Origin of the sequence: Vibrio astriarenae (assembly GCF_010587385.1) — a bacterium.
GTDB classification, from domain to species: domain Bacteria; phylum Pseudomonadota; class Gammaproteobacteria; order Enterobacterales; family Vibrionaceae; genus Vibrio; species Vibrio astriarenae.
Genome location: NZ_CP047475.1, coordinates 922,643 through 949,465 on the forward strand (window position 1 = coordinate 922,643; position 26,823 = coordinate 949,465).

The 26,823-nt window shown below is 46.6% G+C and carries 21 protein-coding genes; 15 read left to right on the forward strand and 6 right to left on the reverse strand.

Annotation, left to right across the window (positions count from 1 at the left end; genetic code table 11):
* Positions 1-70 precede the first annotated feature (70 nt).
* The 3 genes from GT360_RS04485 to GT360_RS04495 are packed head-to-tail and all read right to left on the reverse strand — an operon-like array spanning position 71 to position 2,730.
* Positions 71-1,474, reverse strand: coding sequence for a sensor histidine kinase (locus tag GT360_RS04485; protein WP_239502582.1), 1,404 nt, complete (start codon positions 1,472-1,474; stop codon positions 71-73).
* The gene (locus GT360_RS04490; protein WP_164647714.1) at positions 1,471-2,154 is read right to left on the reverse strand and encodes a response regulator transcription factor; all 684 of its coding nucleotides are present in this window, start codon (positions 2,152-2,154) and stop codon (positions 1,471-1,473) included. Before GT360_RS04490 ends, GT360_RS04485 begins: the two co-directional genes overlap by 4 nt.
* Positions 2,155-2,163: 9 nt before the next feature.
* Entirely contained in the window at positions 2,164-2,730 is a 567-nt protein-coding gene (locus tag GT360_RS04495) for a hypothetical protein (protein ID WP_164647715.1), read from the reverse strand.
* A 311-nt stretch (positions 2,731-3,041) separates the two neighbouring features.
* Here GT360_RS04495 and GT360_RS04500 point away from each other — a divergent pair, with 311 nt between their 5' ends.
* From GT360_RS04500 to GT360_RS04510, 3 genes are all read left to right on the forward strand, one after another.
* Positions 3,042-3,572, forward strand: a complete 531-nt coding sequence (locus GT360_RS04500; RefSeq protein WP_164649572.1) for an elongation factor P hydroxylase — start codon at positions 3,042-3,044, stop codon at positions 3,570-3,572.
* Positions 3,573-3,599: 27 nt separating this feature from the next.
* On the forward strand, positions 3,600-3,863 hold the full coding sequence (locus GT360_RS04505) for a YfcL family protein (RefSeq protein ID WP_164647716.1): 264 nt from the start codon (positions 3,600-3,602) through the stop codon (positions 3,861-3,863).
* A gap of 98 nt (positions 3,864-3,961) precedes the next feature.
* Positions 3,962-4,489: an NADPH-dependent FMN reductase gene (locus tag GT360_RS04510; protein WP_164647717.1), complete on the forward strand. Its 528-nt coding sequence runs from the start codon at positions 3,962-3,964 to the stop codon at positions 4,487-4,489.
* A 44-nt stretch (positions 4,490-4,533) separates the two neighbouring features.
* Here the strand turns inward: GT360_RS04510 and mnmC are convergent, their stop codons facing one another.
* Positions 4,534-6,552: a bifunctional tRNA (5-methylaminomethyl-2-thiouridine)(34)-methyltransferase MnmC2/FAD-dependent 5-carboxymethylaminomethyl-2-thiouridine(34) oxidoreductase MnmC1 gene (gene mnmC / locus GT360_RS04515; protein ID WP_164647718.1), complete on the reverse strand. Its 2,019-nt coding sequence runs from the start codon at positions 6,550-6,552 to the stop codon at positions 4,534-4,536.
* A gap of 186 nt (positions 6,553-6,738) precedes the next feature.
* On the opposite strand from mnmC, the gene fabB reads away from it, so the two are divergent.
* The 10 genes from fabB to purF all read left to right on the forward strand — a co-directional run bounded on the left by fabB (position 6,739) and on the right by purF (position 20,367).
* Positions 6,739-7,950, forward strand: a complete 1,212-nt coding sequence (gene fabB, locus GT360_RS04520; RefSeq protein WP_164647719.1) for a beta-ketoacyl-ACP synthase I — start codon at positions 6,739-6,741, stop codon at positions 7,948-7,950.
* 204 nt (positions 7,951-8,154) lie between these two features.
* Positions 8,155-9,288 carry a 4-phosphoerythronate dehydrogenase gene (locus GT360_RS04525; RefSeq protein ID WP_164647720.1) on the forward strand — a complete coding sequence of 378 codons (1,134 nt, stop codon included), beginning with the start codon at positions 8,155-8,157 and terminating at the stop codon, positions 9,286-9,288.
* The gene (locus GT360_RS04530; protein WP_164647721.1) at positions 9,285-10,298 is read left to right on the forward strand and encodes an aspartate-semialdehyde dehydrogenase; all 1,014 of its coding nucleotides are present in this window, start codon (positions 9,285-9,287) and stop codon (positions 10,296-10,298) included. The genes GT360_RS04525 and GT360_RS04530 overlap by 4 nt, the downstream gene beginning before the upstream one ends.
* 180 nt (positions 10,299-10,478) lie before the next feature.
* On the forward strand, positions 10,479-14,204 hold the full coding sequence (locus GT360_RS04535; protein ID WP_164647722.1) for a FimV/HubP family polar landmark protein: 3,726 nt from the start codon (positions 10,479-10,481) through the stop codon (positions 14,202-14,204).
* A 122-nt stretch (positions 14,205-14,326) separates the two neighbouring features.
* Positions 14,327-15,121 (forward strand): tRNA pseudouridine(38-40) synthase TruA, encoded by a 795-nt coding sequence (truA, locus tag GT360_RS04540; RefSeq protein ID WP_164647723.1) that lies wholly within the window; start codon positions 14,327-14,329, stop codon positions 15,119-15,121.
* A gap of 333 nt (positions 15,122-15,454) precedes the next feature.
* Positions 15,455-16,381, forward strand: a complete 927-nt coding sequence (accD, locus tag GT360_RS04545) for an acetyl-CoA carboxylase, carboxyltransferase subunit beta (RefSeq protein ID WP_164647724.1) — start codon at positions 15,455-15,457, stop codon at positions 16,379-16,381.
* Positions 16,382-16,420: 39 nt separating this feature from the next.
* Positions 16,421-17,689 carry a bifunctional tetrahydrofolate synthase/dihydrofolate synthase gene (gene folC, locus GT360_RS04550; protein WP_164647725.1) on the forward strand — a complete coding sequence of 423 codons (1,269 nt, stop codon included), beginning with the start codon at positions 16,421-16,423 and terminating at the stop codon, positions 17,687-17,689.
* The gene (locus GT360_RS04555; protein WP_164647726.1) at positions 17,690-18,268 is read left to right on the forward strand and encodes an SPOR domain-containing protein; all 579 of its coding nucleotides are present in this window, start codon (positions 17,690-17,692) and stop codon (positions 18,266-18,268) included.
* Between the two features lie 61 nt (positions 18,269-18,329).
* Positions 18,330-18,821, forward strand: coding sequence for a CvpA family protein (locus GT360_RS04560; RefSeq protein WP_164647727.1), 492 nt, complete (start codon positions 18,330-18,332; stop codon positions 18,819-18,821).
* 31 nt (positions 18,822-18,852) lie between these two features.
* On the forward strand, positions 18,853-20,367 hold the full coding sequence (purF, locus tag GT360_RS04565; protein WP_164647728.1) for an amidophosphoribosyltransferase: 1,515 nt from the start codon (positions 18,853-18,855) through the stop codon (positions 20,365-20,367).
* A gap of 91 nt (positions 20,368-20,458) precedes the next feature.
* Here purF and znuB read toward each other — a convergent pair whose 3' ends face one another.
* Both znuB and znuC read right to left on the reverse strand, forming a co-directional pair.
* The gene (gene znuB / locus GT360_RS04570) at positions 20,459-21,244 is read right to left on the reverse strand and encodes a zinc ABC transporter permease subunit ZnuB (RefSeq protein ID WP_164647729.1); all 786 of its coding nucleotides are present in this window, start codon (positions 21,242-21,244) and stop codon (positions 20,459-20,461) included.
* Positions 21,237-22,019 carry a zinc ABC transporter ATP-binding protein ZnuC gene (gene znuC / locus GT360_RS04575; RefSeq protein ID WP_164647730.1) on the reverse strand — a complete coding sequence of 261 codons (783 nt, stop codon included), beginning with the start codon at positions 22,017-22,019 and terminating at the stop codon, positions 21,237-21,239. Before znuC ends, znuB begins: the two co-directional genes overlap by 8 nt.
* 86 nt (positions 22,020-22,105) lie before the next feature.
* Here znuC and znuA point away from each other — a divergent pair, with 86 nt between their 5' ends.
* Entirely contained in the window at positions 22,106-22,978 is an 873-nt protein-coding gene (znuA, locus tag GT360_RS04580) for a zinc ABC transporter substrate-binding protein ZnuA (protein WP_164647731.1), read from the forward strand.
* A gap of 234 nt (positions 22,979-23,212) precedes the next feature.
* Positions 23,213-26,575 carry a helix-turn-helix domain-containing protein gene (locus GT360_RS04585; RefSeq protein ID WP_164647732.1) on the forward strand — a complete coding sequence of 1,121 codons (3,363 nt, stop codon included), beginning with the start codon at positions 23,213-23,215 and terminating at the stop codon, positions 26,573-26,575.
* The last annotated feature ends 248 nt before the right edge of the window (positions 26,576-26,823 follow it).

Consider the following 26,823-nt stretch of genomic DNA (forward strand, 5'->3'; position numbering starts at 1 on the left):
GACTTTGCTAAGTTAGACGAATGAGAAAAATTGGTGAAGTAATCGATTGGTGTATTAGCTGAGGTAATGGTTAGTTGCTGTGGTTTGAGAACAAGACACAAACCTTCAACCCTGTCTTCTTTTGTGGGTCACTATAGTCAAGTTCGATGCTCGCACCGTGAAGCTTTACCACGGTCGCTACCAAGGCTAAGCCCAAACCATGTCCGGGTGTATTACGGCTTTTATCGACCCGGTAAAGCCGCTGAAACACTTTGGTGCGCAATTCGGGTGGGATGCCAGGGCCATTGTCGCTCACCACAATACTATCACTGGACACATCGACGTGGATGTGTGCGCCTTGTGGTGAGTATTTGTGCGCGTTGTCCACCAAGTTATATATCAGTCTAAAGAGCAAAGAGCGTTCGCCGAACCTATGGCTAGGGGAGGTGCTGAGTGTGAGCGTTTGCTGCTTGTCCTCTAGCACAGGCTCTATCAATTCAGTGACATCTTGTGCCACAGCCGTGATGTTGACCTTATCAAAATGGCGAGTATCTCTCAGTGCTTCAAGTTTGCTCAACTCGAGCATGGCATTAAAGGTGATCAATATTTCATCAAACTCGTGGTGCAGTTGCGTTAGAGTTTGTGCTTTTTGTATCGCATCGTTTTGCTCTTCCGCTATGGTTAGGCGATTCTTGATACGAGTAAGCGGGGTGCGTAAATCATGTGCGATGGCATCGGTGACCCCTTGAATTTGATTGACCGATGACTCAACTTCGTCGAGCATTTTATTAACGAACAAACCGATACGCTCCCATTCATCTTGGGCTTGCTCAGGCTTTGTGGGGCATAATGGGATACGACGGTCAAAGTAGCCTTGTTCGATATCATTAATGACTTTATGAATAGCGGTGAGCTGCTGAGTAATTTTCCGTTTTACAATCCAGCCTGGAATGAGTGCGATGAAAAAGCTCACAATCATGACACTTAGGGCAGCATTCACAAAGTTATCTTGGATTTGGCGTATATAAGCGTTGTTAGTTGCGATGAGTATTTGATGTTCATTGACGGTAAAACGACAGCCCTCTAGCACGGAGATAGAGTCGCTGCCTGCACGTAGAATCGGGAACGGTGTGACGTTAGGACAGTCTGGTAACGTTTGAGGAATATGACTAAGAGACCCATGTACAACGCCGTCCGGAGTTCTGATCACGGTGAGCATATTCTTATCATCGTACAGTGAATCTTCAAGCCATTGCTCCACGTTTAATGATACGTTGAGGTCGGTCGCTGTACGCAACTGTTCAACATGTTGGGTGATCAGTTGATGTTTAGAGTTGACTAAAGGCTGAATACTGAACTGATAGACCGCGAGCAAGGCAAGCGCCACGGTGAGCCATAGCATCAGTGCGATGGATACAGATAAACGCCACAAAGAGTGGCGCTGCCATTGATGCTTGATGAAGGTGATCGCGTTGGATGGAGAGGGTATGTTCAATTGGCTTTTCTCATTCGATAGCCTGAACCACGCACTGTTTCAATCAGGTTTGGTTGCTCTGGTAAATCAAGCTTCTTACGCAAACGGGCGATATGCACGTCAATGACGTTGGTCTGTGGATCAAAGTTGTAGTCCCAAACTGCTTCAAAGAGCAGTGAACGAGTGACCACTTGATCAACATGCTCTAAGAGGTACTTCAACAGCATAAACTCTTTCGCTTGCAGCTCTATCTTGTTACCCGCGAGCACAGCGTGGTGTGCCATAAGGTCGAGCTCTAGTGGGCCATTAGTGAGTTTAGAGGTATTGCTCAGTGCAGTGACACCGCCCCGGCTGGCCAGTATTTCGACTCTTGCAACCAGTTCGGAGAGGGCAAAGGGTTTGGTAAGGTAGTCATCCCCACCTTGTTTCAGCCCTTTCACTCTCTCATCAACACTATCTAGTGCACTTAGAATTAATACTCTCGCACCGACACTTGCCGCTCGCAAGGTAGAAAGTACGGTTAAGCCATCGATGTTCGGTAGCATACGGTCAAGCACAATCACATCGTATTGTCCCTCAAGGCCAAGAAACAAACCATCTTGGCCATTGTCAGCGCTATCTACCGTCCAGCCCTGTTGTTTGAGGGATTGACTTAGATATTGATTGGTTTCTTTATCGTCTTCGATGACCAGTACTTTCATTAGACTCCCTTATTTTTTGTGATGTTTAAGTACAGGAATCTCCTCACCACTATCGACATTGATAAGGAGTTTCTGTTTACCTGCTTCAGCGGAAGCTAGCTTGATTTCATAGAAAACAACCCCATTTTTCTCTTCAAGTTCCGCTTCGATGAGCTTGGCTGAGTATTTGTCTTCGAGTGTTGGAATGACATTGAGGATGTCAAAGCCTGATTCGTTGACGCGTTCTATCGCTAGGCGCTCATCTTTGTCTAAGTCACTAAAACCAAAGGTGCTAAGGCTCTCTGATTCTTCTTTCAGCAGGCTCTGGTCATTGACTGAATAGCTTAGCTTGTGCTTGTTGTTGGCTTCTAGGTTAATGATTTTAAACTCATAAACCACCTGCTGGTCTTTGTAATCATCAAGTTCGATTTCTGTCACTACGCCACTGTGAGCTTGTCGAACGGTGGGTGAAAGCATCTCAACACTTGTGTTTGAGGCATTCAGCGCCATCAGATTAATCGCCATATCATCGTCTGCCATTGCGTAGCTTGAAGCGGTGATTGCTGTTGCTAACAGCGCTAATTTGATTGATTTCATAATACTTCCTCGATTTAAAGAGTACAGAGAGAGACAGCGATGAGGTTTACGAGGGTAAACAAAGAAAAGAAACCGGTCGCGCAGACAGTTAGTGCTCTTTTTTGTCTCATATTCATAGTGTCATTTCCCTGTGTTGTTTCGTTGGAAGTACTTTACTGTAGGCACATAAACTCACAATGGCGCGAAGATTAAATATAGTTAATGTTCTCACTTGGCGTTAGCAGCGTTTCTTTACCCGTAGAAGAAAAACAAGCAAAATGACGGAGCTAAACCAAGAAAGAAAAGTCACCATGATGTCAAACCCTTCTCAAGTGGTTCATGAGTATCAAGATCTCATCACCATTTTTGACCAAACATTTTATCAATCGTTCAACACTCGGCTGGAGTTGGGGGGCGATGAGCCGATCTATCTGCCTGCTGATGAACGTGTTGATTATCATCGTATTATTTTTGCTCGGGGCTACTATGCCTCCGCGCTGCATGAGATCGCACACTGGTGTGTGGCAGGACCAAAACGCCGCTTGTTGGAGGACTTTGGTTATTGGTATGAACCGGATGGGCGAAGTGCCCAAGTTCAGGCTGAATTTGAGAAAGTCGAGATTCGACCACAAGCCTATGAGTGGATACTCGCCTTGAGTGCAGGCTTTCCATTTAATGTGAGCTGTGACAATCTACACGGCGACATCGAACCTGACCGATTAGGTTTTATGACCAAAGTTCACCAAGAGGTGATGTCGATTTTAGACAGTGGTATTCCACCTCGCGTGGCGGCGTTGTCCGATGCTTTACGTGCTTTTTATCACACGCCAGCACTTACCCCTGAGCAATTTATTATTAAATAACAAAGATTAATAGTTTAAAGGAAGTCCATGATCATCGAATTTGAAGAGAAACTACTCTCGCTAATTGACCAACGTATCGAAACCGCCTCTGACGATGAGCTGTTCGCGGGTGGCTACTTACGCGGTCACATTTCGCTGTCGGCGGCAGATTGTGAAGAGCAAGGCATTAATGATATTGACGTCTTGAAGCAGCAGATAGAGCAAAGTTTAGATAATGCCAAGGCCGAACTCACACCGGCAGATCGCGTGATTGTCCATGATCTTTGGAAAGAGCTGGTGGCTAACGCTTAATAGAAATTTTCGATGAACTTGTTGCAATTATTCATCTTGTTTATCTAAGTGATGAAATCTAATCTAGATTCAAACAACAAAAGAGTAAGGGAAACAAGATGAAAGTGATTGCGTTTGGAGCATCAACCAGTTCAACTTCGATAAACAAAGCGCTTGCGGCCTATGCGGCTAACTTAATCGAAGGCGCTGACGTGACCGTTTTGGATATCAACGATTACCAGGTTCCTATGTTCAGCGAAGACAAAGAGAAAGAGATTGGTCAAGCGGAAGGCGCGCAAGCTTTTATTCGTGATTTATCTCAAGCGGATGCTTTCGTTATCTCTTTTGCGGAGCACAATGGTCACTACCCAGCGGCCTACAAGAATCTTTTTGACTGGGCGACGCGAATTGAACGCGAGGTCTTTCAAGGAAAACCAGCCGTTTATCTAGCGACGTCTCCAGGACCTGGAGGTGCGCAGAACGTACTGGCGGCAGCGGCAGGCTCGGCGGGCTACTTTGGTGGTAATGTAAAAGCGTCAGTGTCTCTACCGAGTTTTTACGACAATTTTGACTTAGAAGCGGGTCAAGTATCGAATCCAGAGTATGCTGATAAGATAGCCTCAGCAATACAGTCACTGGATGCATAATCAAGTTGAAAAATAAAGGGAGTGGCATGGCCACTCCCTTTATTTTATTGGTTAATCGCTTTGCCTTTGCGCAGCTTTCTTACCCACATTCTTGCGGGATGAATGGCTTGCAATAGATCGACGGGTAGGGGAATCGGGTCGTTGTAGATTTGTGAAGCGAGCACCTCAGCCATCAAAGGCGCAGAGCTTAGGCCCCGAGAGCCTAGCCCGAGCATGCAGTATAGCCCCTCGCTCACTTCGAGCGACGGTGCGTGTTGTTCTGGCGTCAGCTGTAGCTCAGAATATTGTGCCTTCACGCCCTCTAACTGTGCCACATTTCCGACAAAGGGGAGGTGATCGCGGCTGACACAGCGAATGCCCTGACGGGCTTGCCCTTCACTCACATCGACACTTTCTGCCCACTCTTGCTCGGGTATGCAGTTAATCAGTTTTTGGCGATTGTCTGCTTGTGCCTGAGCGTCATATTGGGTGTCTAGATTTGTACGGTCATAGCTTGCTCCAATACAGTGATACTGATTGTTGGGATTGACTGGCGTCATGTAGCCATCATAACAAAGTACGGTTTTTAGCCCGGTTAGCTGCTCGTTTGTGGGAATGTGGCTGACTTGCCCTTTGACTTGCCCAAGTGGCAGCGCTTTGGTGAGTTCGATTTGGTTAAAATCACTGCCATTCGCTATGATGACGATCTGATGATTAAAGCTCTGTTCTCCGGTTGTGAGCCTCCAACCACAAGCGGTCTTTTCTATATCACTGACTAGGGTGTTAAATCGAGCAGAGAAGTTGTCCTGTGATTGTAGTTGCTCAATGATGCCTCGTGTTAATTGTGCCGGTGATAACCATCCTCCAAGCGGGTAGTGGACGCTCTCCATCTCAACAGGGAGCCCAACAGTGCTGTCCGTTTGCTGAGTACTGAGGTGATGAACCAGCTCTGGGCTAAACTGACCTTGAACCATTTTCGATAGTTTCGTTTTTGAGGCGTTGTCCCACATCAATTGCGTGACGCCACTCCAGTCGTGATCGAAGTCGATGCTTTGTGCCATTTGCTCGACAAATTGACGAGCATAGAGAAACGCGGGTGCAAATACGCGAGACACACCGTCGTGATTGCCGTTAAGCAGCGGGTAAACTGCACCTTGTCGATTACCAGAAGCAGCCTTTGCCGGTAGCTCATCTTTACAATAGAGTGTGACAGTGGCTCCACGGCGTGTGAGTGATTTAGCTAACGTGGCAGACGCTATCCCTCCACCAATAATTGCGATATCGAGAGTTTCATTTGGTTTTGCACAGCCGTAGTACTGAAACCAAGGCTTGCTGTTACCTGGTAGACTGCGTTCACCAAAGCTCCCGGCAAGCATTTCACGTTTAGTGCCAAACCCCTTCACTTTCTTCATGGCAAATCCCGCTTCAATCAGGCCGCGACGAACAAACCCAGCAGCTGTGAAGGTAGCGCATGTGGCTTTTGATTTAGCCAGGTTTGCCATGCCATTGAACAGGGTTTGATTCCACATCTCTGGGTTTTTGCTTGGCGCAAAGCCATCTAAAAACCAAGCGTCAACAATCCCTTCACTGGTGGTAGGAACCAGAGGCATGCAGTCTTTAATGTCGCCAAACCATAAATCAAGAGTGATGCTGCCATCGGCAAGCACGATTCGGTGACACTCAGGTACGGCGATAGGGTAGTGCGTTTGAAGCTGTTTTGCGTATTCTGCTAGCTCAGGCCATGCATGGTGTGCTTTAACCAGGTCATCCAGCTTGACGGGAAACTTTTCAAAGCTAATAAAATGTAGCTCTTTGACCGCTGAGCCTGGGTGAGCCTTACGAAATTGCTCAAACGCTTGCCAGGTTGCCAGGAAGTTGAGGCCGGTACCAAAGCCTGTCTCTGCGACGACAAAACGTCGCTGTTCACATGTTTGCCATCTTGTTGGGAGATGATTCTGTTCAATAAAAACATAACGTGTCTCTTCGAGTCCGTTAACATTGGAAAAATAGACGTCGTCAAAGTGATCAGAAACAGGGGTGCCGGCTTCATTCCAGCCCAGTTGTGCGTTGGTGATAGATGTCATAATGTTGAAGTTCAGGCAAACAATGGCCTAATTGTACTCGCAACTTAACTTGTGAGCTAGGTTCACAAAAACAAGTTATTAGAGTAAAAACCTTACGGGAAGTAGCAAAGGGCACGGAAAGCTGACCACTTTGCCCGGTTATCTTCGTTATTATCTAGCGGATTTTAGAATTTTTAGGAAATGTTCATGAAACGAGTCGTCATCACCGGTATGGGTATTGTATCGAGTATCGGTAACAACGTTGAAGAAGTGCTTGCGTCGTTGAAAGCAGGGAAGTCAGGTATTACTGCATCAGAGCAGTTTAAAGAGCAAGGCCTGCGCTCTCAGGTTTGGGGTAGTCTGAAGATGAACCCAGCTGAGCATATCGACCGCAAAAAAATGCGCTTTATGGGTGATGCGGCTGCGTATGCGTACCTTTCTATGGAACAAGCGATCGCGGATTCTGGCCTAACGGAAGAGCAAGTGTCGAACGAGCGTACTGGTATTGTTGCTGGCTCAGGTGGTGCCTCTTCGCTAAACCAAGTCGCTGCTGTTGATATCTTGCGTGAAAAAGGTGTGAAGCGTGTGGGCCCTTACATGGTTCCTCGTACCATGGCGTCAACCGTTTCAGCTTGTTTGGCGACACCATTTAAGATCCGTGGCGTGAATTACTCAATGAGTTCAGCGTGTGCGACTTCAGCACACTGTATCGGTCATGCGATGGAGCTTATCCAGCTTGGTAAACAAGATGTGGTCTTTGCTGGTGGTGGTGAAGAGCTTGATTGGTCACTGACCATGATGTTTGACGCAATGGGCGCTCTATCAACGAAATACAACGAGACACCAGACCAAGCATCACGTACCTACGATGCGAACCGTGACGGTTTCGTTATCTCCGGCGGCGGCGGCATGCTAGTCGTTGAAGAGCTAGAGCACGCATTGGCTCGTGGCGCGAAAATCTATGGTGAAATTGTCGGCTACGGCGCAACGTCCGATGGCTACGACATGGTTGCACCGTCAGGTGAAGGTGCGATTCGCTGTATGAAGATGGCGATGCAAGACGTGGACGGTGTTGATTACGTAAATACTCACGGCACTTCAACACCAGTGGGTGATGTGAAAGAGCTTGGTGCGATTCAAGAAGTTTTTGGCGGTAATAGCCCTGCTATTTCAGCCACAAAGGCGATGACAGGTCATGCCCTGGGCGCGGCAGGTGTACATGAAGCGATCTACTCAACTCTGATGTTAGAGCACGGCTTTATTGCGCCAAGTATCAACGTTGAGCAACTTGATGAAGCGGCAGAAGGTCTCGATATTGTGACTCAAGCGCGCGATGCAGAGTTAACGACAGTGATGTCAAACAGCTTTGGTTTTGGTGGTACAAACGCCACGCTAGTGATCAAAAAATACCAAGCTTAAACCTGTTTCCAGAGCGGACCAACCTCGTTGGTCGAACAGACGCAGACTCTGTCCCAAGGAGAGCGGGACAGAATCCTTTTGTTCTGGATGATTGCCCGGCGATTCGCCGGGCTTTTTTATGGACAGGGCTTTTCTATAGACACTACGCAGTGAATTTTGCACAATCTGGTTAAAGCCAATATACGGACTGTTGATAGACTTAATATGAAGATCATTGTTGATGAAAATATGCCTTACGCCGAGGCACTATTTAGCCAAATTGGCGAGGTGATGTTAAAGCCTGGTCGAACCCTCACCGCAGATGACTTAGTTGACGTTGATGCACTGATGATACGTTCAGTGACCAAGGTTAATGCTGAACTGATTGCCAAGGCGAACAAGCTGAAGTTTGTCGGAACGGCGACTGCAGGCATGGATCATGTAGACCAAGCCCTACTGAAAGAACGTGGTATTTTCTTCACTGCTGCACCGGGTTGTAACAAGGTGGGTGTGGCAGAGTACGTGTTCAGCGTTATGATGGTACTGGCACAGCAACAAGGTTTTTCAGTATTTGATAAAACGGTGGGCATTGTTGGTGCAGGTCAGGTGGGTAGCTATTTAGCTGATTGCCTACAGGGCATTGGGATTAACGTTTTGATCAACGATCCTCCTAAACAACAACAAGGGGACAATCGAACCTTCACACCTCTAAACGAGCTGCTGGAACAAGCGGATGTGATTACTTTGCATACGCCAATCACACGACAAGGTGAGCACGCAACGCATCATCTGTTAGATGAAAAAGTGCTAAACATTTTGCGTGGCGATCAGATTTTGATCAATGCAGCGCGCGGCCCTATCGTCGATAACCAGGCGCTAAAAGCACGTCTCGAAAAGGGAGACGGTTTCACTGCAGCGTTGGATGTGTTTGAGTTTGAGCCAGAAGTCGATATGGATTTATTGCCTAGTCTTGCCTTTGCTACGCCGCACGTTGCAGGTTATGGTTTAGAAGGGAAGGCTCGTGGTACGACAATGATTTTTAACGCTTATTGTGAGTTCTTGGGTCGTAGCGAGCGAGCGCAAGCATCAGATCTATTGCCTGTCGCTCCAACACCGGAAGTGACACTCGATCGAGCCTGGGATGAAGCAACGCTGCACAATTTGACGCAAATCATCTATGATGTGCGCAAAGACGACAGCCTGTTCCGTCGTGAGATCGTCAAACCAGGCGCATTTGACCAAATGCGCAAGCAGTATTGGGACCGACGAGAATATAGTGCTGTCACCCTAACTGGGGATGAAACGTGCAATTTGGCACCGTTAAATAAATTAGGTTTTCAAATCGAGGTAAGAAAATGAGTCAACAATTCAACGTAGCTGTTCTAGGCGCAACGGGCGCAGTGGGTGAAACCATTCTAGAAGTGCTGCAAGAGCGTAAGTTTCCTGTTGGTGAAATTTTTCTTTTAGCGAGTGAGCGCAGCGCAGGCAAAACATACCGCTTTAATGGTAAGTCTGTGGTTGTGCAGAATGTAGAAGAGTTTGATTGGTCTCAAGCACACATTGGTCTTTTCTCTGCTGGTGGTGAGCTATCAGAAAAATGGGCGCCGATTGCAGCAGACTCTGGCGTTGTTGTTATCGATAATACGTCACACTTCCGCTACGACTACGATGTTCCGCTGGTGGTGCCAGAAGTGAACCCAGAAGCGATTGCTGAGTTTCGTAACCGCAACATTATTGCAAATCCTAACTGTTCAACCATACAAATGCTGGTGGCACTTAAGCCAATTCACGATGCCGTGGGTATTGAGCGTATCAACGTATCAACGTACCAATCGGTTTCAGGCGCAGGTAAAGCGGGTATTGACGAGCTAGCGGGTCAAACTGCGCACTTGTTAAATGGTCGTCCAGCTGAAGCGGAGCAATTCTCGCAGCAGATCGCGTTTAACTGTATTCCTCAGATCGATAAATTTATGGAAAACGGCTACACCAAAGAAGAGATGAAAATGGTGTGGGAAACGCAGAAGATCTTTAACGATCCGTCAATTACTGTGAACCCAACCTGCGTGCGTGTACCGGTATTTTATGGTCATGCTGAAGCGGTGCACCTAGAGACTCGTGCACCGATTGATGCACAAGAAGTCGCACAACTGCTAGAGCAGACTGAGGGTGTCGAAGTTTTCCACGGTGAAGACTTCCCTACGCAAGTTCGTGACTCAGGCGGTAAAGATCACGTTATGGTGGGTCGTATTCGTAATGACATCAGTCATCATAGTGGCATCAACTTGTGGGTTGTTGCTGACAACGTACGTAAAGGTGCGGCGACCAATGCCGTGCAAATTGCGGAAGTATTGATTCGCGATTATTACTAAATAATCAATATTGAAGCGTTTTTAATCAAGAGGGCCCACGGATGTGGGCCCTTTTTTGTGAGTTTCATGCGATAATCCCTTTCAAGCGGCATTTTTTGCTATTTCCACTATAGTTTTGCCCCCATTATCCGATATATTTAGAAGTTAACATTCTGATATTTGCCTTTTACTGAGCTTTTTATGCGTCTTATTTTTCAACGTCTCTGCTTACCACTCTTGCTGGTTGTTGCTACAGGGGCTTCATACGTCAGTGCAGACACGATTCGTGTCAAAGGTCCTAATGGTGAAGTATCGAGCTCACCGCAATATTCTCAGCCGATTAATCGAAATACACCGATCAGTGAACCGTCTCGTTTTTATGGTCCTGTGGGTGAGGAAGAGACTTTGTGGCAAATTGCCTCGCGCTTTCGCCCTAATAATCGCATTACCACTCAGCAGATGTTGTTGGCTATTTATCAAGTCAACCCGAGAGCATTTGAAGATCAGAATATTCATAGCCTGATTCCAGGCAGCAATCTAAGAATCCCATCGCTTGCTCAAGCACAAAGTGTTACAACAGAGCAGGCCGTGCGTGTCATGGCAACCCACCAAAAGCGCTTACAGCCAACACCCGTTCTAACGCCGACACGACCAAGGCTTCCAGCGAGCGACGCACCACAGACAGAACAGGTGTCATCTGAGCCAGAGATTAAAGCGGTTAGCGAACCCACTGTACCAGCACAACCTCAACCAGAGTCTGAACCTGACAAGGTGGATGCTCAAGCGCTGGAAGAAGTTAAACAAGAGCCGCAAGAGGTTTCACGCCTTAAAGAAGAGTTAGAGGTATCAGAATCAGAGCTTCTTGCGCTTGAAGAGCGTAACCACCAACTTCGTCTAATGCTATCAGAGGTTCAAAACGAACTCGGCTCGCTGCGAGAAGAGGTTTCCGATGAACAGCGAATTCGTGATGAAGTGGAGAAAATGCTTCAAGCGGAGAGAGTGCGTATTGCAGATGAACAGCGACTCAAGCCTTCACTGGTTGATCAACTGGCAGCGACACCATGGCTGTTGGCTCTTTTAGCGAGTATTCCTGGGCTATTGCTGGTATTGATTGTTGTCTCTTTGCTTAACCGTCGTCGTAACAGTGATGAAGCGGAAAGCCCTTCGCAGCAAGATATTAATGTTCAGACGCTTGCAACAGCAGATGAAGTACCAAGCCTTGAAAGTGATGATCTCGATGATGACCTGTTGTTGGGTGATGATCTATTTGATGACGATAGCTTGGCAAGTGATGATTCAGATAACGCTGAAGACACCCAAGAGCCACTACAAGAAGATATCTTTGCTGATCTCTCAGATGACGACGGCCTTGACCTGAACCTCGATGACGATGATGGCCTATTTGACGCGCTAGACGATAGCGATATTGATGCCGAGCTCGATGACATTGCGATGAGTAGCAATGGCATTAGCGTCAGTTTCGATGAGAAAGCTCTGGGACTTGAAGAGATGGAGAGGGCTCTCGATCAAGCAAGTCTCGATGAGGATGGTGACAGTGGTTTTGACCTTTCTGACGATGATGATTTTGATTCCTTATTGTCGAATGAGGAGGCGCTGGAAGGAGGATCGTTAGATCAAAGTATGCTCGATGAACTCCTGCTTGATATTGATGAGCAAGGGGGCGACGACTCGCTTGTATCCCTAGAAGATGAGCTGGGTCTTGATATTGAGCAACCTAAGGAGCAGAAAGAGCCGACAGCTGAGTACGCGCTTGATGATGATAGTTTTGATGAATTCGATCTTGAAGAGAGTACAGGCCTCTTGGATGACTTCATTGAGCAACAAGACGAGGGAAGTGCTAGCAGCGAGATCGCAGAAGATAGCGTTGACTTGCTCGATGAACTCGTTGGTGCTTCAGACGATGATCTGGACCTATCGACTTCAGAGCAGATGCTTGATGAGCTGCTTACCGAACATGATATGGACTCAGGGCAAGAAGATGAACTGTCTGATGGCACTGAACTCTTCGATGAGTTACTGGAAATTGAGCAAGCTTCTGAAACGGCGAGTCTAAAGTCAATTGATGGTAACGTTGATCCAGATGAATTATTGGCTGAATTTAGTTTTGATGATAGCAATTTGTCACAAGATAAAGAGCGTGCCGAAGATCAAGATATTGATGATTTGCTTGCAGAGGTCGCTGAACAACACTCTAAAGAGCCAGAGCCGCCATTTAATCGCGACGACTTTGTTGATGATATTGACTCTATTTCTTTAGATAAAGATCCGTTGCTCAGTGGCGGCGACTGGGACAGTTTATCAGAGCGAGACTCCTCTTCCGCTGAACAACGCTCAGAGCAAGATACATCGAAAGCTGAAGAAAATGAGTTTGGGTTGCCTCAAGATGATGACTGGTTGTTTGAGTCGAATGAGCCAGAGCAGGATTCTACGAAGCAGCCTTTATCACTAGACGAAGCGCTTTTCCCTGAATTTACTGAAGAAGATACGGCGGCTTCTTTTGATGAGACTGTTGAACTTGAGGAACAGCCAGAGGCGCAAGCGGAAGAGCAGCCGTTTGCCCTAGATGATGAGCTTTTCCCTGAGTTTACTGAAGAAGACGCAGCAGCCTCGTTTGATGAACCAGAGCCCCAAACAGAGTCACAAGCAGTAGAAGAGCCGTTGTCGTTAGATGATGAGCTTTTCCATGAGTTTACTGAAGAGGACGCAGCAGTCTCGTTTGATGAGCCAGTTGAACCAGAGCTCCAACCCGAGTCGCAAGCAGTAGAAAAGCCGTTGTCGTTAGATGATGAGCTTTTCCCTGAGTTTACTGAAGAGGACGCAGCAGCCTCGTTTGATGAACCAGTTAAACCGGAGCTCCAGCCTGAGCCGCAAGCAGTAGAAGAGCCGTTGTTGTTAGATGATGAGCTGTTACCTGAGTTTACCGAAGAAGACGCAGCTGCCTCGTTTGATGAGCCAGGTGAACCAGAGCTCCAACCCGAGCCGCAGGCGGTAGAAGAGCCGTTGTCGTTAAACGATGAACTCTTGCCCGAGTTTACTGAAGAAGACGCAGCAGCCTCGTTCGATGAGCCAGAGTTAACGACAGAGCTGCAGGCGACAGAAGAGTCACTGTCTTTAGCTGATGAGCTGTTGCCAGAGTTTACCGAAGAAGATGCAGCCGCTTCGTTAGAGCAGCCGAATGAACCACTGGCTACAGCGGAACAGAGTCATTCTGACGACTTTATTGACCCATCAATGGCCGTCGACCCTGAAAATGTGGATGAGCAAAATGCGTTGTTTGATCTCTTCCAATCAGGAGAAGTCACCAGTGAAAGTGCTCAAAGTATTGATGAAGGCGTGTTGAATGATTGGCTAGATGAGTCGAATGATTCGGTCACGTTTGATCAGTCGATGTTCTCTCCAGAGAAAGCAGACAGTGCAGGTATGGATATTGATTCTATGCTTGAAATGGGCGGTGAAGACTGGGACGGCTTCCAGCGCCCGGATGAGAACTTGGCCGATATTCCAGCTGATGAGCAGCAAGTTTGGGATTCAAATAACCAACCAGAGCAAGCTAAGATCGCGGATGACGATTGGTCACAACAACATGACTTTAATCCTAAAGATGCTCAATATAAAACGATTGAAGAGCTAATGGCTGAGGTTGACTCTGAGGTAGAGCTCACCCCTGATGAAGAAGAGCTCAATCTTAATGTCGGCCTCGATGAGTTTCCGGATGTGATTGGTAATGTGGATTTTGAAGATGTCGACGCAAATAGTGAGGCATCAGGTAAAATTGACTTGGCTAAAATCTATCTTGAGATGAATGATTCGCAAGGAGCGATTAAACTATTAGAAGAAGCGATCGTTGATGGTAATGATGACATTCGTCGCGAGGCCAAGAGCTTGATCGATAAGATTCGCGCTTAGTTAGTCTAAATGACGTTTATTAAGCCATCCAATAACGCAAGCTATTGGGTGGCTTTTGTTATTCTGGCAACTTACTTTGACTTGGGTATAATTCCCGACCCCATGCATTAAACGAGAAGATCATGAGAATAGCGTTAGGTATTGAGTACGATGGTGCCAAATATTACGGATGGCAGCGCCAGCGTGACGTAAAAAGTGTCCAAGAGTGCCTTGAAAAAGCGTTGAGCAAAATTGCCAATCATCCGGTTGAAGTGCAATGTGCGGGTCGTACCGATGCAGGTGTGCATGGTACGGGGCAGGTAGTGCACTTTGATACGACAGCGGTACGTAAAATGGCAGCATGGACCATGGGTGTGAACACGAATATGCCAAAGGACATTGCTGTGCGCTGGGCCAAAGAGGTCCCGGAAGACTTTCATGCGCGATTTACCGCAACGGCACGACGCTACCGCTACGTTATTTTCAACTCGCCTTATCGTGGCGGGATCTTGTCGCATGGTGTAAGTCACTATCATGGTGAGTTGGACGTTACTAAGATGCAGGAAGCGGGTCAATATCTCTTAGGGGAGAATGACTTTACTTCGTTTCGCGCGGTGCACTGTCAATCAAATAGCCCTTGGCGCAATATGATGCACCTAAATGTCACTCGTCACGGCCAATACGTGGTTATCGATATCAAGGCAAATGCATTTGTCCATCATATGGTACGTAACATTACGGGCTCGCTGATTACCGTAGGGCGAGGTGAACAGAAACCTGAGTGGATTAAGTGGTTACTTGAAGCGAAAGATCGAAAGCTTGCTTCTGCGACGGCAAAAGCGGAAGGTTTGTATTTGGTCGATGTAGATTACCCACAAGAGTTTGAGTTACCACGGTTGCCCATTGGCCCACTTTTCTTACCAGAGAATTTGAACTAAACCAACAAAATCACAACATTTACAAGCAAGATGACTCAATATAAGTAATTATTGACGAGAGTATTTACTCTTCACGGGTTGTGGTGAAGTGTGCAATGCATCAGCAGCGCGGTTGATTGGACGCCGTAATGGAATGGCGATCAAACATTTTTGCAGGGAAATGTCGTAATTGGGACGGCTAGTGGGCTATTTCGGCAATAAGCTTGTTGACTAAAAATAGGTACAACCAGTTTTTTGTCCACACTAGGCACGTAATGTGCTTTAATCCTTCGGCATATTTAAGAATTGACTATTTCGGCAAGGTTGCGGGAATAAAAGAGAAAAAGGTCCTCCATGAGTTGGCTCGAAAAGATTTTAGACAAAACGAATATTGTTAGCTCACGTAAAGCGTCTATCCCAGAAGGGGTTTGGACTAAGTGTACGTCGTGTGAACAAGTCCTTTATCACGCGGAGTTAGAGCGCAATCTTGAGGTGTGTCCTAAGTGTGACCACCATATGCGTATGAAAGCCCGCAAGCGTCTAGAAACCTTCCTGGATGAAGGCAATCGCGAGGAGCTAGCGACAGAGCTAGAGCCAACCGATAAACTCAAATTTAAAGACTCAAAGCGTTACAAAGACAGAATATCAGCTGCTCAGAAAGCAAGTGGTGAGAAAGATGCGCTCGTTGTAATGAAAGGTGAACTGTTAGGCATGCCACTTGTGGCTTGTGCGTTTGAGTTCTCTTTCATGGGGGGCTCAATGGGTTCTGTGGTTGGGGCGCGCTTTGTTAAAGCGGTTGAGGCCGCAATCGAGAATGATTGTGGTTTGGTTTGTTTCTCGGCGAGCGGTGGTGCTCGTATGCAAGAAGCTCTAATGTCATTGATGCAGATGGCAAAAACCAGTGCGGCACTAGAGCGTCTTTCTGCTAAAGGCCTACCGTTCATTTCCGTGATGACTGACCCAACAATGGGTGGCGTATCAGCAAGTTTAGCGATGCTTGGTGATATCAATATCGGTGAGCCAAATGCATTGATTGGTTTTGCTGGACGTCGTGTTATTGAGCAAACGGTGCGTGAAGACCTTCCAGAAGGCTTCCAGCGCAGTGAGTTCCTTCTAGAGCACGGTGCCATCGATATGATTGTTGATCGTCGCGAAATGCGTCAGCGTGTCGGTGGTCTAATTGCGAAATTAACCAACACAACTTCGCCAATGGTGGTTTCTGTGGATGATTCTCCAGAAGAAGCGCCTTATGAAGTACCAGAAGCGAAAGAAAAAGGGTAAAGTAGAGCTAATTCAAACCACTATCTTGGTTGACATTAGATGACCCAACAAACAGTTCCTCAAGCCACATCGCCTCTATCGATGTGGCTTGATTATTTAGCCAACATTCATACCTCTTCTATTGACTTAGGTCTTGACCGTGTCAGTACCGTCTGCCAAAAAGCGAACCTAACGAAACCCGCTCCCAAAGTAATTACTGTTGCCGGCACCAATGGTAAGGGCTCCACATGCGCTCTATTAGAGGCGATCTTGCTGGACGCTGGCTACTCCGTCGGTGTTTATAGCTCACCGCACCTTATTCGTTACAATGAACGTGTACGTATTAATGGTAAAGACCTGCCAGATTCGGAGCATAGCCAAGCCTTCGCTTATATCGACCAACAACGCGGTGATGTGAGCTTGAGTTTCTTTGAGTTTGGCACTTTGGCCGCGCTGTACCAATTTCAACAGTACCAAGTCGATGTCGTACTTCTTGAGGTTGGTCTAGGTGGCCGCCTGGATGCAACCAATGTGGTGGAGCACGACGTGTCGGTCATTACTAGCCTTGCCGTGGATCACGTCGATTGGTTGGGTGACGATATCAATGTGATCGGTTTCGAAAAAGCAGGTATTTTCCGCGCAAATAAGCCAGCCGTATGTGGTCAACCGCAGGCACCGGCAACGGTGGCAGGTCATGCCGATGACATCGGCGCCAAACTTCATCAAGTCGGCATTCAGTACGACTATGCACTTGAACAAGGTGAGAAGACTTGGCGCTGGAACAGCGGGTCGTTTAGTCTCGATACCTTGCCAATCCCTTCACTGCCATTGGCGAACGCAGCAACGGCCTTGATGGCGCTTGGTTGTGCTGAGCTTGATATCAGTGATGTGAACATTGTTAAGGGGTTAGAGTCAGCGACGTTGCCAGGACGTATGCAGGTGCTGGGCAAGTCACCGCAAGTACTTCTTGATGTCGCACACAACCCACATTCGGCAGAGTATCTCGTAGAACAGCTCAAGAAAAAATACCCAGAACGCACGATTCGCACTGTGGTCGCTATGCTTCATGACAAAGATATCGAAGCGACACTATCTGTTTTGGGGCAATTGTCGTCTCACTGGTATCCCGCCTCTCTATCGGGACCGCGAGCAGCCAGTGCTGAGGAACTGATTTCACACTTACCTACGGTGACGTCGACGTTTTCAACGCCAGTTGAGGCTTATCAAATGGCATTGCACGAGGCTGACGACAGCGACCTCATCCTTGTGGTAGGCTCATTCCACACCGTTGGAGAAGTATTACAACATATCGAAAAGCAAGGAGCCTAGATGGTCAGTAAGTTTCAGAGCCGCTTGGTAGGAACCATTATTCTCGTCGCGGTTGGCATTATTGTCCTGCCTGATCTGTTTGATGGTAAGAAGCTTCATTATAAGGAGGAAGTGGCGAGCATCCCGTTAAAACCTCTCATTGACGATAGCCCTGAAGTTTTTGAGGTGCTGGAACCGATGGTTGATGAGGTGTCTCTACCCCAAGCTCCGGTTGAAGCAACGGTCGGGGTTGATGAAGTAGAAGTTGAGCTTGCTGAGCAAGCCCCCCTTCAACCTATTGAGCCAGAGGAAGATCTCGTCGAGCTTGTTGTGAATGAAGTGCCTGAGAGAAATCAGTATCAAGATTCTGCTTGGATCATTCAGTTGGTTGCGCTGAAAAACAGAGACAACGCAATCAACTTGGTCAAAGATTTGCAAAATCGTGGCTATCAAGCTCATACCAAAGAAGAGAATGGCTTTACTCGCGTGATCATCGGGCCAGATGTTTCAAAAAGTAAGCTAGAGAAACAAGTGCTTGAGTTGGAGAAAATTACCGGCTCAAAAGGTCAATTGCTCAAATTTAAACCACTAAACCCATAAGAAAACGTTTGCGTCAGCGTTTTTTCTGTTAAAATGCGCGCCAACTTAATTTGTAGTTGCCATGAATACATTAGATATTGTCATTTTAAGTGTGATCGGTCTGTCGGCTTTGATCAGTTTAGTTAGAGGTTTTACCAAAGAGGCTTTGTCCCTCGTTATTTGGTTTGGGGCATTTTTTATCGCCAGTACCTACTATGCTAAGTTAGCCGTTTATTTTTCAAATATTCAGGATGATCTCGTTAGAAACGGAGCGGCGATTGCGGCTCTATTTGTTGCAACCTTAGTGGTGGGTGCAGTAGTAAACTACGTCATCGGTCAGTTGGTGCAAAAAACGGGACTATCAGGAACCGATCGTATATTGGGCATCGTTTTTGGTGGCCTGCGCGGCGTTCTAATCGTATCGGCAGCTCTGTTTTTTATGGATGCGTTTACGGCATTCCCAGAATCAGAGTGGTGGGAGAGCTCGCAATTGGTTCCTGAATTCAGTCGAATCATTGCCCCGTTCTTCGAGCACTTAACAGAAACTTCTAGCTTTTTATCCGGCGCGCTTTAGCGCCGTCACTGTTAAAACCGAGGGTAAACTCATGTGTGGTATCGTAGGAATCGTTGGTAATTCCCTTGTAAATCAGTCTATCTATGACGCATTGACTGTTTTGCAACACCGTGGCCAAGATGCAGCGGGTATTTGTACCATCGATAGCAATCGTTTTCGTCTACGCAAAGCCAATGGATTGGTGAAGGATGTGTTTGAAGCTAAACACATGCAGCGCTTACAAGGAACAGTGGGGATTGGTCACGTTCGTTATCCAACTGCGGGTAGCTCTAGCGCTTCTGAAGCACAGCCATTTTATGTTAACTCTCCATTCGGCATCACGCTGGCTCACAACGGCAACCTAACTAATGCGCACAAAGTGCGTGAAAAGTTGTTTGAGAAAGACCGTCGTCACGTTAACACCACGTCTGATTCTGAGGTACTACTTAACGTACTTGCCCATGAAATCGACATGGTTAAGGGTAACGTAACAACCGAAGATGTATTCCGTGCAGTCACTAATGTACACCGCACTATCCGCGGTGCTTACGCTGTCGTAGCAATGATCATCGGCCACGGTATGATTGCTTTCCGTGACCCTAATGGTATTCGTCCACTTTGCCTTGGTAAGCGTGAAGTTGAAGGTCGCACTGAGTACATGGTGGCTTCAGAATCAGTCGCATTGGATGCGGTAGGTTTTGACTTTATGCGCGATGTCGCTCCAGGTGAAGCGGTATACATTACCTTTGATGGTGAGCTTCACACGCAACAGTGTGCTGATAACCCAACTCTTAACCCATGTATCTTTGAGTTCGTTTACTTTGCTCGCCCAGATTCATTTATTGACAAGATTTCTGTTTACAGCGCACGTGTCGAGATGGGTAAGAAGCTGGGCGAACGTATTCAAAAAGAGTACGCGGATCTCGATATCGATGTGGTTATCCCTATCCCAGAAACGTCGTGTGATATTGCTCTGCAGATCGCTCAAGCGATTGATAAGCCATACCGCCAAGGTTTTGTTAAAAACCGCTATGTTGGCCGCACGTTTATCATGCCAGGTCAGCAGCAGCGTAAGAAGTCAGTGCGTCGCAAGCTGAACGCAATTCGCTCTGAGTTTAAAGGTAAGAACGTTCTACTCGTCGATGACTCAATCGTTCGTGGCACGACGTCTGAGCAGATTATTGAAATGGCACGTGACTCGGGTGCAAACAAAGTATTCATGGTGTCAGCAGCACCTGAGATTCGCTTCCCGAACGTTTATGGTATTGATATGCCGAGTGCAAATGAGTTAATTGCTCATGGTCGTGATAACCAGGCTATCTGTGAGAAAATCGGTGCAGATGAGCTTATTTTCCAAACTTTGGAAGACCTTGTTGATGCGGTTGGCCTTGGTAATCCAGATGTTGCTCAGTTCGAAACATCGGTATTTAATGGCGAGTACGTAACAGGCGATATTGACCAAGCATACTTAGACTTCCTAGACGAGCTTCGTAACGATGACTCTAAAATTCAACGTGAAATCCAGCAAGATCTTGCGAACTTAGAACTTCATAACGAAGGCGCTTAATAAGCCGACGTAGAAGTTTTAGAAGTTAACGAAAAATGCCAGAGCAGTTGTAGTGCTCTGGCATTTTTGATCTTGTGGTATGTCGTTGACCTCAAGCGCGTTTAGGTAATACGTGGGATAGGATGAACATCGCCGTTGTTGCTAACACTACCGATGGGCCCGCTGGTGTGTCCCAGTTCCATGACATGTAGAGTCCTCCAACGACTGCGAGAGAGCCTATTAGGGAAGCAAAACCAGCCATCTGTTCTGGAGAATGAGAAAAGCGCCTCGCTGTTGCTGCAGGAATAATCAATAAAGAGGTGATGATCAGCGCACCGACAAACTTCATACCAACAGCAATCACCATCCCTACCAGTAACATGAGTACAAGGCGCATCAAGTCAGTGTTAATCCCTTCAATAGCCGCCAGCTCTTCATTGACGGTTGAACTGAGCAATGGTTGCCATGTGAGAGCTAGGATAGTTAAGACCACAACTGCACCACCATAGATGAACCAGAGATCGGCTGGCGTGACAGCAAGAAGATCACCAAATAGATAGCCCATCAAATCAATTCGCACATTGTCTAAAAAGCTCACGGCGACTAAGCCAAATGAGAGTGCACTGTGAGCCAAGATACCGAGTAAGGTATCTGTCGCAATCAGCTTTTGCTTTTGCAGTACCACCAAAATAGAGGCGAGAGCGAGACAACAAAAAGTGAGTGCAAGGTACAGGTTAATGTTGAGTAGCAAGCCTAGAGCTAACCCCATGAGCGAGGCATGAGCAAGCGTGTCACCAAAGTAGGCCATGCGGCGCCACACGACAAAAGAGCCTAGAGGACCAGCAATCACAGCAACGCCAAGTCCAGCCAGAAGCGATGGCAGTAAAAAATCAATCATGATGATGTCCATGTAGAGGGTTATTGCATGATTCCGCGTGGCCATTTACCTCAAGACCAGAGAGGTCGTGATGGTGTTTATGATGGTGCGTGTAAATAGCGAGTGCTTCACGGCCCCTATGGCCAAATAACGCCAGGTATTTGGGATGATTGGAGATATCCTCCGGTGCACCCGAACAGCAAACGTGATGATGGAGACAAATCACTTCATCGGTTTTTGCCATAACTAAATGAAGGTCATGAGACACCATGAAAACGGCACAATTGAAACGGTGTCGTAAGCTATCGACCAGTTCATATAGGTCGATCTGCCCCTGAACGTCAACCCCTTGAGCAGGTTCGTCAAGTACCAAGATATCTGGTCGCTGCAGCAGTGCCCGTGCAAGTAATACTCTTTGATTTTCACCACCAGAAAGCGTCGCCATTTGATTCTTTAATAAGTGTTCAGCCCCCACGAGTTTCAGTGCATCGATGAGCTCTTGCTGGCTATAACGACCAGAGAGTTTCAGGAATCGTTGCACACTCAACGGCAATGTATCATTTAGTGCGAGCTTTTGAGGGACATAACCAAGTTTGAGTTTTTCCTGTCGAACAATACTGCCCGACGTAGGTTTAATAAGACCTAACACCACTTTGACTAATGTTGATTTACCCGCCCCGTTGGGACCAATCAATGTGGTGATTTTTCCTCTTTCGATGTTTAGCGATACTGTGTCGACGACAGAACGACCGTCAAAGTTCACGCAGATGTCATCGAGAGAAAGCAGTGCTGTCATAAATGCGACTCATTTGCAAAATACTATTGTTATAATGTAACATTTGAGCTTGTTGATTACTAACTTTAAAACAGAAGATTACAACTATGCCAAGGATATTGCCGTTAATTGCCTCATTTATTTTTGCTTCGGGTTCAGCACAGGCGCTCGAAGTACTAACCTCATTTAAGCCAATCCAACTCATTACTTTGGAGTTAACCAAGGGCGTAACGACCCCAGATGTTTTGATGGAGTCGAATGCTTCTCCACACGACTATGCGATGCGTCCTTCTGATGCAAAAAAGGTTCAGGATGCCGATGTGATCATCTGGTGGGGGCACGAACTTGAAACTTTCATGGCTCGGATGGTTGAAGGTAATGAACGTGCGATTACCATTAGTGAGTTTGAGAATATCAACTTTCGAGAGTTCGCCGATGATCACGGCCACGATGGACATGACCATGGTTCGACAGACCCACACTTTTGGTTGGGTTTGAGTACGACACAAGCTGTCGCAAAAGAGATCGTGAATAGACTGGCAGAGCGAGATCCAGCAAATCAATCTGTTTACATGGCAAATTATGATGCGTTCGCCGAAGGTCTGGAGCAAGCAAGGACTGAGATTATTGGTAAGTTAGCACCGATCAAAGATAAGGGTTACTTTGTTTTTCATGATGCATATGGGTATTTTGAGGAAGAGTTCGGCTTAAACAATATTGGTCACTTTACAGTGAGTCCTGTACGCAAACCTGGTGCTAAAACACTGATTCATATTCGCACAACGCTAAACGAAGGGCAGGGTAAATGTGTTTTCTCCGAGCCACAATTTACGCCAGCCGTTGTAAAATCGGTTACTCGTGGTACGGATGTTCCGGTTGGTGTTTTGGACCCTGTGGCCTCAAGTATAGAAGTTAAGTCGGGTGGTTACTTTCATTTTACTCGCCAGTTAGCGACAAGCTTTACCGACTGCTTGCTTTAATTTTTCGCTCTTTTGCTTTATGAGTAGGTTTGCGGTGAGCCGCAAATCTGCTTGTAAATTACCTGTACTCATATCGTTACATGTGATCACTTGTACGCTTTCTCTGTTCTGACTCGCAGAGCATTCTGTTTTGTTCGATAATACGCAGTATTATTTAGCATCGAAAAATAAGGCCTGGTTTAAGGTCAAAACTAGAAAGATGCTGTTGTTGAACGATTGTTGTCGGAAAATACATTGCGCAGACCTAAATTACTCCACGCCATCCTTTTATGGTGCTGTTTTTTTGCACATGCTGTTTATGCAGCGGGTACTCGTACATCTGTGTTTTATCCTCTTCCGAGCCTCTCACAAGGCAAAGTCTTTGCAACCAAACAGCTTTTTGTGGCTGAGCATGGTGGAATATGGATTCATGATGTGCATGGGGATATCTACTTTTTTGATGGCTCTAATATTTTGCCGAGCAGAGGCAGCATTTTCCCCCAATCTTACGATCACTTAACCTACGCTAAGGGGCACTTTTGGACCTTTGTTGACCATCAGCTCATCAAGTTGATGCCAAATCAGCAGCAAATTGTCGAAACACAGATCACTCCCGGGCAACAGATACGCGTGTTAGGTGTCGTCAATGACTGGCTTTGGTTTGCTGATGACAACGACTTTTACACTTATGAAATAGAGAGTGGGGCATTAAAGCGCTATTCGCTTCAATCGGTTTATCAACAAAGTGAGTCGAGTCAAGTTTATGTGACCGATGCAGAGAAAGTAGGTGATAAGTGGGTATTAGCGACGAGCTCGGGTGTATATGTCTCAAATCAAAATAGCTTTCAACATATCCCTGTCTCGGGTAAGCGCTATATTGAAAAGTTACATTATTCTCAACGCAAGCAAGAGATGGTGGTGGGAACACTCAATGGCGCCTTAGTTTTTGGCATTGAAAAACAAACAAAGATGCCTCGCTATATCGGCAATACGCATGTGCTTTCTATCGCAGAAACCGACAATGGGTATTGGGTTGGAACTGAAAACGGACTTTTCGTATATAACTCTATATCTGGAGAGATTAACCAACTGCAAAGCAGTCAGTTGAGCGACTATAACTTGGTTGGTGACAAAGTTTACGCCTTGGTTAATGACCAGCAGGGAGGGGTATGGGTCGGTAGTGATCGTGGTGTGAGATATCACTCACTCTTTAGTCGCAATTTTGACCGCCTATCTGCAAACGAAGTGTCAGTCCTCTCTCGGGGTGAGAAAATACTCTATTTTGCCGCTAGCGAACAAAGTGAAGGGTATTGGTTAGCAACAAGTGGGGGATTGTATCGTTTTCGTTTAAATAACTTTAAATCACCTTCTCTCATTTACCGAGGCAAAGTGCTTGATGTTGCACAATACCAGCATGAACTGTGGTTAGCGACACCTAAAGGTATTGTGCGTGTTGACCTTCTTACCAATGAGGAGAACACACAGCACTTACCTAACGACGTTCCAGCACCGACAGCAATAGAAGTGGGTACAGAAAATACCTTATGGGGCGTGTCAGGTCTCACACTGTGGCGATATGAGCTTGAAACTGGCGCTTTTCATTCACTTGGTGAAGACTGGTGGATAGGGCACTATTTGCCAGCACGTGTGACTGAGCTGAAAACCTACGGGAAAGACTCCGTGCTGATTGGTACCGATCATGGGCTTTATGTGCTCAACAATAATCGTGTACGGTTTATTCAGCGCTCAGCCAACTTCGGAGAAGTCATTGATATTGAACGCTATGATGACAAAGTGTGGGTAGCCGCTTCCTATGGTGTTTACCATATCAACTTAGAGACGTCAGAATTTGAGGTTTTAGAGACAGTGAGCCCAGGTATTGGCCCTCGATGTCTCGTTGCCTCAAAACAAGGTGTGTGGCTCTCTTCGTCAATGGGGCTTTCATTTTATTCTCCTTCTGCGCAATTGACTCAACATTTTTCTTCGCCATTTGGCACGATCAATAATGAATTTTTAGCAGACATCTGCCTCAATGATCAGAGTGATGCGGATTATTTGGTTTTTGGAACTCGCTCTGGCCTTTTGAGTTTCGACTCGACAACACTGATGCATGCAGAAAGACCAGCAACCGCAATGATATTTAGCCAAGTTGACGTGAATTCTCAACCTATCCACATTGGCGGAGTGGCGCAATCCAATATAGCGATTGATTTTGGCGACTCGATTAGTTTCCGTGTCGGTACATCTCCCAGTGACACAGGTAGTCATAAGTTCTATCGCTTAAGAAGTGACAGTGAGTGGACGCCGCATGAGGGGCGACAGATTACGTTTGACCGTTTAGGGCCAGGGAAACATACGTTAGAAGTTAAATTGCGGTCTCGATTTGGGGAACAACTCTCGGCAAATACTCTGACATTCTCAGTGAACAAGCCCTGGTATTTGAAGCCAATATCCTTGGCGTTATTCGTTGTTTTTGCCATTGCTTTGGTTATAGGCCTAATCGCTTGGCGCTCTCGCAGAGTGATGTTTGCTAACCGAAAATTACGAGCGCAGGTCGCTCTTAAGACCAGCCAGCTAAAACACCAAAGCCGAACTGTCCTCAACAATAACAAATCACTGCGTAAGCAAATTGAAGTCCGTGAGCAGTTGCTGTCTCGCCTATCGGCTGATGCTTGCAGCGACAAGGACAATCTTTTGATGTCTTTTAAATGGGAACGGTACGAGCTATTGATGCGTTTATCGAGTCAGCACTGTGTTTATGAACCCATAGCTTTTGATTTATTGCCTGTTTCTAAAGCGGTCGTAGAGTGTTGGCAAATGGAATTTAATGAGAAGGGAGTGGCATTGGAGTTGAGCTCCGAGGAGACAAGTCAATGCGGGTTGGTGCAGCAGCTCAATTTAGATAGTGTTCTCAATACGATTTTGGCCGCAAGTTTAAGGCGATTGACCAAAGGGGAGACACTGTCGATCAGCTGGCGAAGCGACGATTGCTCTATCTATCTATCGATTCAAGATTATGGTCGTCAGCTACCAAATTTTGCATTTGATGGCCACAAGGTGAGCAGTAGTATGTTGTCATTTGAGTCTTTGCCTCATCATGCGGCTCTGTCAGGTGCACAACTTAGTCGCCATAGTTCACCTCAAGAGAATAGATTGATACTCGAATGGGAGCGTGCAGAGTGTCATGTACAAGCTGACGTCAGTAAATCGAATAACCTGTTATTGAATCAACCTCCGATTTCCGAAGATCTAGAGAAAACGACACGTCATATTAGTGACCAAGAAGCGTGGTTGCACCGCGTTGATGCACTGATTGAAGACAACTACGCGGACGCACAGTTTAGTACCTCGGTTGCATCAAAGGCGCTGTTTACATCAGAGCGCAACTTGCAGCGTAAATTTAAGGCAATTACTGGCAAAACATTTACCGAAGCCTTGATTGAGGTTCGTTTGGAAAATGCGTGTGAAAAGCTATTGGGGGGGCAGCGTATCTCGGATGTTGCATTTGATTGCGGTTTTAATGATCACTCTTACTTTAGCCAACGCTTTAAGTTGCATTACGGGCTTTCACCTTCTCAGTTTGTCGATGCCCAGATTGAGTTGTCAGAAACGATTTAAGTTGTTGGGATTTTTGCTTCACGGTTGATAAACGGTGCTCGTATGAGTGCCGTTTTTTTGTCTGATGCTTTTAAATAGGATGATAAGGGAATAAAAAAAAGAACGTGGTATAGCCGGGGGGACTATACCACGGGTGTCAATGACACCTTCGCTTGCTGCCGGAGTGTTGCATCGTATGACACAACACCTCTGGAATTCAGTTCTGGTCAAGAGTGATTGCTCTTGTCCGTGGTTGAGGTAACTATACG

Coding starts and splice junctions, on each gene's coding strand:
- GT360_RS04490 (WP_164647714.1), bottom strand. CDS start 2,154: ATGAAAGTACTGGTCATCGAAGACGATAAAGAAACCAATCAATATCTA.
- GT360_RS04495 (WP_164647715.1), bottom strand. CDS start 2,730: ATGAAATCAATCAAATTAGCGCTGTTAGCAACAGCAATCACCGCTTCA.
- GT360_RS04505 (WP_164647716.1), top strand. CDS start 3,600: ATGATCATCGAATTTGAAGAGAAACTACTCTCGCTAATTGACCAACGT.
- GT360_RS04510 (WP_164647717.1), top strand. CDS start 3,962: ATGAAAGTGATTGCGTTTGGAGCATCAACCAGTTCAACTTCGATAAAC.
- mnmC (WP_164647718.1), bottom strand. CDS start 6,552: ATGACATCTATCACCAACGCACAACTGGGCTGGAATGAAGCCGGCACC.
- fabB (WP_164647719.1), top strand. CDS start 6,739: ATGAAACGAGTCGTCATCACCGGTATGGGTATTGTATCGAGTATCGGT.
- GT360_RS04525 (WP_164647720.1), top strand. CDS start 8,155: ATGAAGATCATTGTTGATGAAAATATGCCTTACGCCGAGGCACTATTT.
- GT360_RS04530 (WP_164647721.1), top strand. CDS start 9,285: ATGAGTCAACAATTCAACGTAGCTGTTCTAGGCGCAACGGGCGCAGTG.
- GT360_RS04535 (WP_164647722.1), top strand. CDS start 10,479: ATGCGTCTTATTTTTCAACGTCTCTGCTTACCACTCTTGCTGGTTGTT.
- truA (WP_164647723.1), top strand. CDS start 14,327: ATGAGAATAGCGTTAGGTATTGAGTACGATGGTGCCAAATATTACGGA.
- accD (WP_164647724.1), top strand. CDS start 15,455: ATGAGTTGGCTCGAAAAGATTTTAGACAAAACGAATATTGTTAGCTCA.
- folC (WP_164647725.1), top strand. CDS start 16,421: ATGACCCAACAAACAGTTCCTCAAGCCACATCGCCTCTATCGATGTGG.
- GT360_RS04555 (WP_164647726.1), top strand. CDS start 17,690: ATGGTCAGTAAGTTTCAGAGCCGCTTGGTAGGAACCATTATTCTCGTC.
- GT360_RS04560 (WP_164647727.1), top strand. CDS start 18,330: ATGAATACATTAGATATTGTCATTTTAAGTGTGATCGGTCTGTCGGCT.
- purF (WP_164647728.1), top strand. CDS start 18,853: ATGTGTGGTATCGTAGGAATCGTTGGTAATTCCCTTGTAAATCAGTCT.
- znuB (WP_164647729.1), bottom strand. CDS start 21,244: ATGATTGATTTTTTACTGCCATCGCTTCTGGCTGGACTTGGCGTTGCT.
- znuC (WP_164647730.1), bottom strand. CDS start 22,019: ATGACAGCACTGCTTTCTCTCGATGACATCTGCGTGAACTTTGACGGT.
- znuA (WP_164647731.1), top strand. CDS start 22,106: ATGCCAAGGATATTGCCGTTAATTGCCTCATTTATTTTTGCTTCGGGT.